The organism is Mesorhizobium sp. M0663, assembly GCF_040320585.1.
In the GTDB taxonomy this organism is placed as follows: domain Bacteria; phylum Pseudomonadota; class Alphaproteobacteria; order Rhizobiales; family Rhizobiaceae; genus Mesorhizobium.
Genome location: NZ_JAMYPX010000065.1, coordinates 1 through 12,500 on the forward strand (window position 1 = coordinate 1; position 12,500 = coordinate 12,500).

General features: G+C 59.3%; 11 protein-coding genes and 2 pseudogenes. 3 read left to right on the top strand and 10 right to left on the bottom strand.

Annotated features, from left to right (window positions below):
• Positions 1-204: 204 nt before the first annotated feature.
• The 10 genes and pseudogenes from NKI54_RS35585 to NKI54_RS35630 all read right to left on the bottom strand — a co-directional run bounded on the left by NKI54_RS35585 (position 205) and on the right by NKI54_RS35630 (position 9,961).
• On the bottom strand, positions 205-453 hold the full coding sequence (locus tag NKI54_RS35585) for an MAPEG family protein (protein ID WP_352694497.1): 249 nt from the start codon (positions 451-453) through the stop codon (positions 205-207).
• A gap of 237 nt (positions 454-690) precedes the next feature.
• Entirely contained in the window at positions 691-1,179 is a 489-nt protein-coding gene (locus NKI54_RS35590) for an SRPBCC family protein (protein WP_023678366.1), read from the bottom strand.
• Positions 1,176-1,493: an ArsR/SmtB family transcription factor gene (locus NKI54_RS35595; protein ID WP_023678365.1), complete on the bottom strand. Its 318-nt coding sequence runs from the start codon at positions 1,491-1,493 to the stop codon at positions 1,176-1,178. The genes NKI54_RS35590 and NKI54_RS35595 overlap by 4 nt, the downstream gene beginning before the upstream one ends.
• Positions 1,494-2,034: 541 nt before the next feature.
• A pseudogene (locus tag NKI54_RS35600) lies at positions 2,035-2,614 on the bottom strand (transposase family protein); the annotation flags it as partial.
• Between the two features lie 530 nt (positions 2,615-3,144).
• The gene (locus NKI54_RS35605; RefSeq protein WP_352694499.1) at positions 3,145-4,776 is read right to left on the bottom strand and encodes an ABC transporter ATP-binding protein; all 1,632 of its coding nucleotides are present in this window, start codon (positions 4,774-4,776) and stop codon (positions 3,145-3,147) included.
• Positions 4,766-5,650: an ABC transporter permease gene (locus tag NKI54_RS35610; RefSeq protein WP_352449149.1), complete on the bottom strand. Its 885-nt coding sequence runs from the start codon at positions 5,648-5,650 to the stop codon at positions 4,766-4,768. Before NKI54_RS35610 ends, NKI54_RS35605 begins: the two co-directional genes overlap by 11 nt.
• Entirely contained in the window at positions 5,647-6,693 is a 1,047-nt protein-coding gene (locus tag NKI54_RS35615) for an ABC transporter permease (RefSeq protein WP_352449150.1), read from the bottom strand. Before NKI54_RS35615 ends, NKI54_RS35610 begins: the two co-directional genes overlap by 4 nt.
• A gap of 100 nt (positions 6,694-6,793) precedes the next feature.
• Positions 6,794-8,401: an ABC transporter substrate-binding protein gene (locus NKI54_RS35620; RefSeq protein ID WP_352694501.1), complete on the bottom strand. Its 1,608-nt coding sequence runs from the start codon at positions 8,399-8,401 to the stop codon at positions 6,794-6,796.
• A gap of 112 nt (positions 8,402-8,513) precedes the next feature.
• Positions 8,514-8,867, bottom strand: coding sequence for a Rieske (2Fe-2S) protein (locus tag NKI54_RS35625; RefSeq protein WP_352694503.1), 354 nt, complete (start codon positions 8,865-8,867; stop codon positions 8,514-8,516).
• 11 nt (positions 8,868-8,878) lie between these two features.
• Entirely contained in the window at positions 8,879-9,961 is a 1,083-nt protein-coding gene (locus NKI54_RS35630; protein WP_352694505.1) for an amidohydrolase family protein, read from the bottom strand.
• Positions 9,962-10,094: 133 nt separating this feature from the next.
• On the opposite strand from NKI54_RS35630, the gene NKI54_RS35635 reads away from it, so the two are divergent.
• The 3 genes and pseudogenes from NKI54_RS35635 to NKI54_RS35645 all read left to right on the top strand — a co-directional run.
• Positions 10,095-10,952, top strand: a complete 858-nt coding sequence (locus NKI54_RS35635; RefSeq protein WP_352694507.1) for a LysR family transcriptional regulator — start codon at positions 10,095-10,097, stop codon at positions 10,950-10,952.
• A 190-nt stretch (positions 10,953-11,142) separates the two neighbouring features.
• Entirely contained in the window at positions 11,143-12,120 is a 978-nt protein-coding gene (locus NKI54_RS35640; protein WP_352694509.1) for an FAD-binding oxidoreductase, read from the top strand.
• Positions 12,121-12,256: 136 nt separating this feature from the next.
• A pseudogene (locus NKI54_RS35645) lies at positions 12,257-12,400 on the top strand (ATP-binding protein); the annotation flags it as partial.
• Positions 12,401-12,500 lie beyond the last annotated feature (100 nt).

Below are 12,500 nucleotides of genomic sequence, written 5' to 3' on the forward strand. Positions count from 1 at the left end.
CCGACCGCGAAGAGAAGCGAGTGACCCGCGGGGCGACATGGTCCGGAAAAAAGACAGGAAACGCTTGACCTCACCGACCCCAATCAGAGAAGCCTGCTAGAGGCCGAACGTCCCCTGCATGCTCAGGAGCTCTTATCGGGGTGGGGATGCTGCTTGGAGTGGAACGACTTCTTTCCCTGTGGCCTCCAAGGAGTGGCGCCAACGTCACTTGAGTGCTGCCCATCCAGTCACAAGAATAAGGACAAACGTGACCAGCGCGCCAGAGACGTACAAGATCGTTCTGACACTACCTCCCTTGGCGGCGTTTCCGCCGCGCAGGTAGACTCCCAGGTGGAGGAGGCGTATCGCGACGTGGGTCCAGACCAATATCGCCAAAGTGGCCGGTTCAACGCCAACCATCATGGCTAGCGCCGAGGCCACGACAAGGGGCGCCAGCGCCTCGACCGAGTTCATGTGAACGCGGTCGATCCTTTAGAGCCGGTTCTCGTCGTCTGCTGGGACTACCGGTCCTGCCAGCGCTCCTGCAAACCCTTGGACGAACCTGAGTAGACTGCCAATACGACCGATAGCAAACAGAGCGCGAGCACGCCGAGAACGCTTAACAATAGACTTCCGTCTTGTCTCCACTCACTGGGATCGCAGTGGACCAAACGGTTCTTGCCAGTCACGCCCTCAAAGTCGCCAGCGGTGTCAGGCGGTCGCACCGGGGAAAAGGTCGTGGAACCGCCGCAAGTACAGCGGCCAGCCTTGATCGCTATCAACCCCCCCGCGCACGCCCTCCCAGCCTTCGCCATGGCGTTCGAGATTCCGGTGCTCGATCTCAACCCGGGTTCGGTTCTCCGTCTCAGCCGTGAACCGGACTTCCCATTCGCTGGTTTTGTTCAGGTCGCTCTCAATCTGCCACCGAGGGCTGATGTCCCAGCTCAGAATCAGCCGGCTGGGGGGATTGTAAGCCAACACACGAGCCCAGCGGCACTCGCTGCCGTCCACGCCGCGATCGTAAACGTGGCCCCCGACCCAGGGTTCGAAGATCGTCTCTGCGATCGGTACGGCAAGAAGATTGTGCTCGCGAGGTTTGAATTTCCCGAAATCCTCGGTGAAGACCTTGAAGGCACGCGCGATAGGTGCCTCGACAACGACGAAATGCCTTACGGGCGCGGTTGCAGGAAGCTTGCTCATGGCTGGTCCTTCTTTGGGTGCTCGACGGCCAGTTTGTAGCTCGCCAGGGTCTTGCTCCAGAACTGATCGATTTCCGCGCGCAGACTTGCTAGGCCGTCCGGATCGATACGGTATATTCGTTCCTTGCCTGAGCGCGTGTCGGCCACAAGCCCGGCATCCTTGAGTACTTTCAAGTGCTGAGAGACCGCCGGCCTGGTTACAGGCAGCACACGAGCAAGTCCGCTGACCGAACAAGGCTGTTCGACCAACAATTCGAATATCGTGCGCCTCGTCGAGTCTCCGAGCGCTGTCCAATGTTTCGCGTTAGTGGCCACTAACGCGAACTTAAATCGATGGGCCTGCGCTGTCAACCTGGAGGGATCGACGGAACTCAGCCCTGGTCCAGACCCCGTCGTTAAAAGTTCAGGTGATGTCGCGCGCTACTCGGTGACTAAATGTAAGGTACGCCGCCTCCACTGCTCAATCAGCGCAGCAACCGGAAAGCCGCCCGAAGTCCCTGGGTGAAGATTTCCGGCTGCTCCCATGCCGCGAAATGTCCGCCGTTTTCGGCGTTGCTGAAGTAGACCAGGTTGTTGTAGCAGCGCTCGACCCAGCTGCGCTCGCGCGATAGATCTCCCCGGGGAAGACGGTCACCGCCACGGGCATCTTCACAATGTCACGGCGTTGAAATTGTTGGAATGATCTTCCCAATAGATCTGTGCGGCGGAAGCCCCGGATTCTGGTGAGCCAGTACAGCGAGACGTCATCGAGCATCTCATGTCTCGTCACGACCGCTCCGGTTTGCCGCCACTGTCGGTGCATTGAGCGAACTTCAACGCCGCCATCTTTGGGCGGACCTCCGCCGCGAAATGGCTGGCTGAGAACGGTGTGGATCCTGTAGGGGACGGTCGCGATCAGGCGTAGCAGAAACTCTTTGGAAATGGCTGTCGGAGCCTTCTCGTGCAGCTCGACAGGCGAACCCGCGGTTCGGTCGATGGCGACGAACATGTGTAGCTTGCCCTGTTCGGTTCGAACCTCCGCGATATCAACGTGGAAGAAGCCGATCGGATAGGCCTTGAACTTCTTTTTCGCCGGCTTGTCGCCCTCGACATCCGGCAATCGGCCGCTGCCGTGGCGCTGCAGACAGCGGTGCAATGAAGAGCGCGTCAGATGCGGGATCGTCGGCTGCAACGCGTAGAGGCAATCGTCGAGCGGCAGCAGAGTGTAGCGCCGGAAGGGACGATGACGGCCTCCTCCTCGGACAAGAGCACTGTCGATCTAGGCTCTCTCGGACCGATCGGCAAATCGGCCACCGAGGTCCGTTCCCGCCATTTGGCAACAGTCTTCTGGTTGATCCCGTAGCGCTTCGCCAGCGCTCTCAGGCTCTCTTGACTGTTCTGTATCGCTCGAGGACCGCCTCTGTCGTCGTGGCGTGCCCATGCAGAACCTGGCCCATAGCGCATCACTTGATTCGGAGGACAAGGATGCCCCATCAAAATCTGGGATCAAACATCTGGTCGACCTGAGCTTTTCGCTAACCAACCCTGCCAGTCCGCCTCACGACAGCGGACATAAGGGCTGCCCAAGGGTCCCACCTGTCAGATCGATCAGTCCGTTTTAGGTTAGCCTGCCACGTCAGCTCGGACTGGAACGTCCCTATCTTCCTGCAGGGCTCCGAAGGTGCCGGTCTGCTCTCGGCCCTACAGCGGCCGGGCGGCAATGCGCCCCACCGCGGACGTTCGAGTCACTTCTCTTTGTTGACCGAAGCTGCGATCCATCCGGAGCTCAATACGGAAGGTGGCAGACCTTCTTGTCGTCAGCATATTTAAAGCGCCACGCGCGGTGAATTGGCGGGCTCCAGGGCTCGGATTAGCGTCGCTTCATGCGAAGCGTGCAACGAGTAAGGACTATTGTTTAGCGGGAGACAAAGATCAGGCGACAAGTGTACGCGATTCTCGTCTTATCGAAAACACCTGCTGCGCTCCGTCAGATCTTCCGGCTGGCCAGCAGCCTTGTCAGCCAATCCGGATCCATTTCCGGCACGGAGGATAAAAGCCGTTCGGTATAGGGGGCATGCGGCGGCGTGAGAATTTCGCTCTTTAATCCCTGCTCAACGACTTTCCCCTGGTGCATGACCACAATTTCGTCGGCGATCGCTCGCACAGTGGCAATGTCATGGGTGATGAAAATGTAGCTCATGCCGAGCTCGCGCTGAAGCCGCATTAACAGCTTGAGGATTTCCTCCTGCACAATCTGGTCGAGCGCAGACGTGATTTCGTCGCAGATGATCAGTTCCGGATCGGCGGCCAACGCTCGGGCGATGCAAACGCGCTGCTTCTGGCCCCCTGACAGTTCGGCCGGCAGACGGTCCAGGTAAGTTTCGCTCATCTCGACCATGTGCATCAGTTCGCCTATCCGCCGATCCCGCTGCGTACCCTTGAGGCCAAGGTAAAATTCAAGCGGCCGAGCTATGACTTCTTCGACTGTCTGGCGCGGGTTTAGGGCGTTGTCGGGCATTTGATAAATCATCTGTATGCGGCGCAGAATCTCTTTTGGGCGCGTCTGAAGGGTCTTGGAAAGCGCCTGGCCGGCAAAGGAAATCGACCCCGAAAGCGGCGGCAACAGGCCGGTAACGACGCGAGCGAGCGTCGATTTCCCGGAACCGGACTCGCCGACCACAGCCACTGTTCTTCCACGTGGAACTTTGATGGAGACATCCTGGAGCACCTTGACCGTCCGCGCGTAAGCCGCGGTGACGTTGTCTATCGTAAGCAGATAGTCATCGGCCGGAACTTCGGGCTTGGCGAGCTTGCGCACGGCCCAGAGCGTTTTGGTATATTCCTGGCTGGGCGAGGCGAGCATCTGGCGCGTTTCTGCCTCCTCCACGGTAAGTCCATCGCGCAAAACCATGATGCGATCCGCCATTTGCGCCACCACCGCCAGATCATGCGTCACATAGATTGCAGCCGTGTTGAATTCCTCCACGATGTTGCGAATGGAGGCGAGAACTTCGACCTGCGTCGTCACGTCGAGCGCCGTCGTTGGCTCGTCGAAGACGATGAGGTCCGGACGACAAGCCATCGCCATCGCGGTCATTGCCCGTTGCAATTGTCCGCCGGAAACCTGATGAGGATAGCGGAAGCCGATGGTCTCCGGATGTGGAAGCTGAAGACGCCGATAAAGATCGACCGCACTCCGGTTCGCTTTCTCTCGGCTTGCAATCCCATGCGCCACCACGGTTTCAACAGTCTGGTCGAGGAGCCGGTGGGCCGGATTGAAAGAGGCCGCTGCGCTTTGTGCGACATAGGCGATACGGGAGCCTCTGAGGCGGCGGCGCCCTGTCTCGCTGAGTGCCAGAAGATTGACCCCGTCGAACAGGATCGAGCCCTGTGTGATACGGCAGCCCGGCTTGGCGTAACCCATTGCCGCAAGGCCAATGGTGGATTTGCCGGCCCCAGACTCGCCGATCAGGCCAAGAACCTCCCCCCGCTTCAGCGCCAGATCGACCCCGCGGACAATGGGATGCCACCGCTCGTCCGAGAAGCCCTCCACATGCAGATTGCGGATCTGCAGCAGATCCTTGCCTTTTTCGCGCGACCCCGGACCGCTACCTTTCATCCCGCAACCCGCTTGTTGCGTGCAGGAACCAGTCGACGACGAAATTCACGGAGACTGTAAGGAGGGCAATCGCGCCGGCCGGCAGCAGCGGCGTGACATCGCCGTAGGTGATCAGGGTTGCATTCTCGCGCACCATCGATCCCCAATCGGCGGTAGGCGGCTGAATGCCGACGCCCAGGAAGGACAGTGCCGCGATCGTGAGGAATACGAAGCAAAATCGCAAGCCGAACTCCGCGACCAGCGGCGGCATGACATTGGGAAGGATTTCCTTGGCAATGATCCATTTCGGGCCTTCGCCGCGCAATCGCGCCACCTCGACATATTCCATCACTGCCACGTTAAGCCCGACGGCGCGTGCGAGCCGAAAGACGCGGGTGGAATCGAGCAGCGCAATGATGATTATCAGGCTGGTGATCGACGACCCGAAGATCGAAAGCAGCACCAGGGCGAAGATCAGGCTTGGGATCGACATCAACACGTCCACCGCACGCGACAGTATCTGGTCGAGCCATCCCCTGTACAATGCGGCAAGAAGGCCGAGCGAGACGCCGACGGCGAAGGACAGCAGTGTGGTCGCGACGGCGATACCGATGGTGTTGCGCGCACCGTAAATCAAGCGTGTGAGCATATCGCGGCCGAGCTGGTCGGTTCCCAGTTTGAACTGCTGGCTCCACGGTGCGAAGGCTTCGCTGAAGACCTGCGTTTCGCCGTATGGGGCGATCCAGTGCGCGAACACCGCAACGATGACATAGCCGATGATGACGAGGATGCCGAACCAGGCACTGAAGGGTGCCTTCTTCAGCGCCGTTTTGGCCCGGGTGGCGCGCGAGCGCCTCAGCCTGTGAACCTGAGCGATGGGTTCGTAGCTGGTCATCGTGGATGCAAGAGCCTTGGATTGGTGGCGATCGAAATGATGTCGGCAGTCAGATTGAGCAGGATGTAGGTCGCCGCGAAAATCAGGGCGCAGGCCTGGACAACCGGAACATCCCTGGATTTGACCGCATCAACCATCAGCTGACCGATGCCGGGATAGACGAACACCACTTCGACAACGACCACTCCGACGACCAGATAAGCAAGATTGAACGCCACCACCGTGACGATCGGAGCCCATGCGTTGGGCAAGGCATGCCTGAGTACGATGGCCATGGGCGACATTCCCTTCAGCCGCGCCATGTCGATATAGGGGCTTGCCAGCATGTTGATGATCGCCGCTCGTGTCATGCGCATCATGTGGGCGACGATGACGAGCGTAAGCGTGGTTGCCGGCAAAGCTACTCTCCAGACGTGATTCCAGAACGGCGTCTGGTCGTTCACGTTGGACAAGGTCGGGAACTTGGGAACTGCGTTGAGTATCCAGTTCAGTGACACTGCGAGCCAGTGCGGCAGGGATTGTGCGAACTCGGATCCGATGAACGTGTCGCGCGAGATGACCAGGTAGGCAAGCATATAGGCGACGAAAAACTCCGGGAACGAAATGGTTGTCAGCGTCACTGCGTTCACCAGCCGGTCGAACCAGCCATTGCGGTAGAGCGCAGCGAGGATGCCAAGTCCCAGGGCCAGCGGAACTGCGATCAGCGCGGTCATCGACGCGAGGAACATCGTATTGTAGAGGCGCGGCGCGATGATCTCGGCCACGGTGCGCCGATACCCGGTGCGGCTCGCGAACGAAGAGCCGAAATCCCCGTGGAGCATCTGCCCGACCCAGACGAAGTAGCGCTCGACAGGCGGACGGTCGATGCCAATTTCTCGCTGGAAGGCGGCGACCGTTTCGGGTGTCGCGGATTGCCCGAGCGTCGCCTTGGCGAAGTCGCCCGGCAGCATTGCGATCGCCGAGAAGATAATGATGGACACGATGAACAGCGTGACCAGGCCGAGGCCAAGGCGCTGCAGAACCGTTCTTGCGACGGGGTTCATTTGCACGCGTTTCCCGTTGCGGCCGCTGCCCTCCCACATCCGGCAGGGCACACCGGGGCCAACCGGACCCTCGCAACCATCGCGGGTCCGGCCCGCACTCTCACGCAGTGGCGATCCACCAGCGTTCGGCCATCTTCAGTCCATCGTTCTCCCAGTTCGGCGCCACTTCGCCATGTGCGAGCTTATTGGATTTGGCGCTGACGAAATTGTTGAAGACCAGTACGATGCTGCCGCCATCATCATGGGTCAGTTGCTGCATCTCGGCATACATTGCCGCCCGCTTGGCCTCGTCGGTCTCGGCGCGCGCCTGGACAAGCAACTCGTTGAAGCGGGGATTTTTCCAGAACGACTCGTTCCAGCTGGAATCAGCGGCGAAGGCTTGCGTGAACATCCAGTCGGCCGTTGCGCGACCGCTCCAATAGGAAGCGCACCAAGGTTTCTTGAGCCAAACATTGTCCCAATAGGCGTCCTCGGCCTCGCGCACGACGTTTACGTCGATACCGCACTGGGCTGCCGTCTCGCGGATCAGCGCAGCCGCGTCCACCGCGCCTGCAAAAGCGGCATCGGCGACCGAGAGGTCCACCTTCAGTTTCTCCATTCCGGCCTTTTTCAGATAATGCTTGGCTTTCTCCGGATCGAAACTGTGCTGCGGCTGCGGATTCGTGGCGAATTTAATCGCCGGCGCAATCGGGTTGTCATTGGCCACAGTGGCGTGACCGAGAAAGATCTTGTCGACGATCTCCTGACGGTTGATCGCCCACTTTAAGGCCATCCGGACATCCGGATTATCGAACGGCGCCATCGTGACATTCATCGGCAAGGTATAATGGCCATAGCCGGTGACCTCGACGATCTCCACCTTGGGGTTGCGTTTCAACATGCCGAGGGTCTTGAGGTCGGCGCGGCCAATATAGTCCACCTCCCCTGTCGATAGCGCGGCCATGCGAGCGGCGAGATCGGTGATGGCGATGAACTCCACCTCGTCGAGATAGGGTTTGCCGTTCTTGAAGTAGTTCGGATTGCGCTTGAGTTTGGCCGAAACGCCGGGCTGGAAATTCTCAAGCACGAAAGCGCCGGTGCGAACGCCCGATCCCCAATCCGCCTTGCCGTCCTTGGCCGGCATGATGACCAGATGGTAGTCACTCATGATGTAGGGGAAGTCGGCATTGCCGCTCTTCAACGTGAAGACAACCGTCTCCGGGCCGTCCGCCTTGATGCTGGCGACCGGCTCAAGCAGCGGCTTCGCCGCCGATTTGGTTTCGTCGCCCATATGGTAGCGCAGCGAAGTCACGACGTCGTCCGCCGTCACATTCTTGCCGTTGTGGAAGGTTGCGCCCTTGCGCAGCTTGAAGACCCAGGTTTTGGCGCCATCCGACGACTCAAAGCTCTCGGCAAGGTCCGGCTGGACGTTACCTTTCGCGTCGACCTCGGTGAGGCTGTTGGACATCGAGCCCGAGAACGCGGTTTGTGTGAATGTGTCCGGGTAGCCGGCCGGATCGATCGAATCCGTCGTTGCGCCATGTGCCATGCCGAGCTTGGCGAAGCCGCCCTGCAGCGGTTCGGCCCGGGCCGTGCTGACGAAGAGCTTGTCCGCAGCGGTAAGCGTCAGCCCAGCGGCCAGCCCAAGATGAATGAAGTCGCGACGGGAAATCTTGCCGCGGCCAATCTGGCTTTGAGCGATACCAAGCTTGTATTCAGATTCTGACATTTGACTCTCCCATTGCGGATTTTCCGCGTTATTGTTCGTCAAGCACCTGTGAAGAAATCTGCTCGTCAGCCGCGATCACCCTTTCTTCTGACCGCGCAAATCCGCACCTCGATCAGGCTGTCACATAGATGCTGCCCGCCTCGACGGTGACTGGAAATGTGCGCGCGCGAACGGACGGATCGACCAAAGCCGCACCTGATTTGATGTCGAATTCCCAGCCATGCCAGGCGCAGCGCACGATCTCGTTTTGGCGGTGATAGATGAATTGCGCCCCTTCGACCGGTGCAGTTGTTCCGCATTGCGGCCCCTCGCAAAGCGGAGCGCCGCGGTGCGGACAAACGTTCAGCAGCGCGTGGAATGAGTCTCCGATGCGGAAAACCCCGACCGAAAGGCTGCGGATCTTAGCGATGAAGGGAGATCCGGTTTCGATCTCGTCGACGCGGCAGATGTATGTCTTCTCGGGCATCGTCTGCTTCCTCAGGCGGCATTCGCCGCTTGCGCGCGGGGGATGCGTTTGTAGACCTCCAACGCATTCAGCCCCATGATCTTGCTCTTCCAGGCGGGAGGGATTTGCAGCGTGTTGGCGTCGTCGTAATCCCAATGCGGATAATCGGAGGCAAACATCAGCGTATTTTCGCCGTCCATCGCTTCGAGAGTGGACCAGAGATGCTGAATGTTTGCGGGCTGCTCCAGCGGCTGCGTGGAAAAGCGGATGTTGCGCCGGCAATATTCCGACGGCAGCATCTTCAGCCATGGCGTCTCTTTGCGCAGCGCTTTGTAATCCGCATCCAGGCGCCACAATACCGACGGCACCCAGGCCACGCCGCATTCGATGACGACGAAGTAGAGGTCCGGCCATTTTTCGAAGACGCCATGCGCAATCATGCTTGCGACATGTGAAATCGCCGACATGTGCAGGATGGCGTGCGTCTCCCAGAAGAACGTCGTTGGGGCAGGAGCAATCGCGGTCGAATTCACGCCGCCATGGCCGCCCAGATGTATGGCAAAGGGCAGCCCCACCTCGGCGCAAGCCTCATAGATTGGATGGTAAAACGGATCGCCATAGGGCTTGACGGAGCCTTGCGAAGCGAGAACCTGAACCATGCGCGGATGATTGCCAAGACGGCGTATCTCGGCGGCCGCGAGCTTCGGATCCTGTGGCGCGATGATGATCGAGCCCATGAAGCGATCGTCCTTCGGCAGCCATTGGTCGATCTGGTAGTCATTGTAGGCGCTGACAAGGGCGCTGGCATAATAAGGATTGGCGAGGGTGGAAGCCTCGATCGGCTCATCGCCGGTCAGGATCGCCACATCGACCTTGTACTTGTCGAGGTGTTTTTCCTTCATGATGAGATAGTTGTCGGCTTCTGTTTTCGGACGGACGTCCTTGCGGGAGAAGTCCTGCGGATGAAACCAGGGACGATGGCCATGCGGGAAGGCGCCAACGGGACCTGTCTTCTCGCCTTCGACGAACATGTCCTTCCACAGGCCGGAAAGGTAGGGCTCCAGTACAGTGGCGCTTGACCAGTAATTGTGACAATCGCAGTCGACTATGAACACGTTGCTCAGCTCCGTAGCTTCAGCCTGGTCGATGCTGCCGGCCGATTTCTCCCATGCAGCTTCCGCCTTGAGTATTGTTTGATCAAGCTTATGATCCAGCGCAATATGATCGACTTTTTCGATTGGAGGTAACGTGCAGCTAGATCACATCGAAACCTTTCTCGACATCATCGAGTCGCGAAACTTCAATCGCACCGCCGATCGGCTGGGATTGACCCAGTCGACGATCAGCACCCGGATCAAGAATCTGGAGAGCGCGATCGGGTCCGAGCTCTTCCAGCGCGGGCGCGCCGGTGCTGAGCCGACAGCCGCCGGACGGCGGTTCGAAGCCTACGCCAGATCCCTGCTGTCGACCTGGTCGCAAGCTCGACACGACGTGCGAGCGTTCAACCGGTTCGAGGGCACCTTGCGCATCGCCGCACAGGTAGGCATGACCCGTTCGGTCCTGCCCGGATGGGTCGAGACACTGTGCCAGGCCCTTCCAAAATCCTCGATCCACGTCGAGTCGGACTATTCGAACCAGATGGTCAGCGACCTAAGCATGGGAAATCTGGATATCGCCGTGCTTTATGCGCCTCGCTACCTGCCTGAGATCGCCTATGAACACCTGATGGTCGAGGAATATGTGATGGTTTCGACAGCTGCCAGAACGCTGTCCGATGTCGACCCTGAAACCTACATTCGCCCGGGCTACACCGCCGTGCTGGAAAAGACGCACGCAGAGCTGCTGGCCGAGCTGGCGATCTGCCGGCTTTCGACGGGATCGGAAACTCTGGCGGAGATCATGCTGCGGCGAACGGGCGGCACCTGCTATATGCGTAGCGACGATGCGCGCCGGTTCACGGCCGAGCTCCCATCGTTCCTCGTCGAGGGAGCGCCGATGCTGAACCAGCCAGTCCACACCGCAATACTCGCGCGCCGCAAACACGAACCCATTATTCGCAAAGGCATCCGAGCTCTCCAGGTTGCTGTAATGTCACTGGAAGTCTAATCGAAATTACCGATCATAAAGGCAGGATTGCGCGGCTGTTCAGCGGGGTTTGAAGTGGCATCTTGGCTCGACTTCAAACCCGAGTTGAATGATGAATGCATACGCGGCCTTTGCAGCCTCCGGCTTCGTCCCAACAAAGCGTCACCGGCATTGGGCACAGACCACACCGCAGCTTGTGCTCTGCCGGCGCGTGATCAACGAAACGCACGATGTGAAAACATTCGTTCTCACACCCGCTTCAGATCGGATGTTCTGCTTCAGCGCTGGCCAATATGTTCTGGTGCACCTGAGGATCGACGGTGCCGCGGTGACGCGCTCCTACTCTGTTTCGTCACCGCCGACGCGACCGCTCGATCTTCAGATTACCGTGAAGCGGACGCCGGGCGGGCTCGTTTCGAATTGGCTGCATGACAATTTGAAGCCGGGCGACGGGATCGAGATCGAAGGGCCGCTCGGCTCGTTCAATCTCGACGATCTGCCGCATGCAAAGTCCCTCTTCCTTTCAGGTGGCAGCGGGATAACTCCCGTGATGTCAATGCTGCGCGCATTTACCGACCGCGCAGCCGACCAGGATATCCACTTCATTCATAGTGCGAGAACGCCGGACGACATCATTTTTCGGCTCGAACTGGACGCACTTGCCGCTCGCTTTCCCAATGTTCATGTGACTTGCATTTGCAGTCACGGAGACCCGGCCTGGACGGGTCCAACCGGGCGAATTAACAGTGAGATGCTCCTGACCTTGGTTCCCGATCTCCACAGCCGTACGGTGTTTGCCTGTGGGCCGGAATCCTACATGAAGGCTGCACGCAGCTGCCTCGATGCAATCGGGCTCGCCCGTTCACAGTATCATGAGGAGAGCTTCGGAGGCGGCAACAGTTCGCGTTCGGTACCGGCTTCAAAGGTTTCGTCTTCGGTCCGCTTCGTCAGGTCTGGCGTTGCGCATGACTGCGCGCCCGGAGAGACCTTGCTGGAAGTGGCGCGCCAATGTGGCGTCTACGTCCCCACCGCCTGCCAGCAGGGAGTTTGCGGCACGTGCCGGATCGCCAAGCTGTCCGGCGAAGTCGTCATGGATGACCTGGGCGGACTGACATTGGACGACAAATCGGCAGGCTACGTCCTGGCGTGCTGCAGCCGCCCGCAAGGCGACGTTTTGCTAGATCTTTAACCCCGGGTGAGTTTGGATTGAAGCCCAACGTGTCCGCTTCGAAGCACCACACGAACTTCGGCCTCAGGCACGTTCCCTCATGAATTGAAAAGACGATTACTGCTTTGGGTCAGCTCACGACAACGCTCGCGCCTGGAAACTGGCGCAGTTCCCGTTCGTGCGCGAACTCGACGGCTTCGACTTCGACGCGCAGCCATCGCTGGATCAGGGACAGATCAGGGAACTTGCGACCTGCCGCTGGATCGCCCACGGCGACACAGTCCTGTTCCTTGGCCCTCCCGATCCCACGACATAATGCACACCTCGCTATGTTATTGAAAAAGCTGGATCTGCTGATCCTGTGATTGTGATAATGGACTGTGTCCGCTCCTGCCGGAATG

Coding starts and splice junctions, on each gene's coding strand:
- NKI54_RS35605 (WP_352694499.1), bottom strand. CDS start 4,776: ATGAAAGGTAGCGGTCCGGGGTCGCGCGAAAAAGGCAAGGATCTGCTG.
- NKI54_RS35590 (WP_023678366.1), bottom strand. CDS start 1,179: ATGAGCAAGCTTCCTGCAACCGCGCCCGTAAGGCATTTCGTCGTTGTC.
- NKI54_RS35625 (WP_352694503.1), bottom strand. CDS start 8,867: ATGCCCGAGAAGACATACATCTGCCGCGTCGACGAGATCGAAACCGGA.
- NKI54_RS35620 (WP_352694501.1), bottom strand. CDS start 8,401: ATGTCAGAATCTGAATACAAGCTTGGTATCGCTCAAAGCCAGATTGGC.
- NKI54_RS35615 (WP_352449150.1), bottom strand. CDS start 6,693: ATGAACCCCGTCGCAAGAACGGTTCTGCAGCGCCTTGGCCTCGGCCTG.
- NKI54_RS35585 (WP_352694497.1), bottom strand. CDS start 453: ATGAACTCGGTCGAGGCGCTGGCGCCCCTTGTCGTGGCCTCGGCGCTA.
- NKI54_RS35610 (WP_352449149.1), bottom strand. CDS start 5,650: ATGACCAGCTACGAACCCATCGCTCAGGTTCACAGGCTGAGGCGCTCG.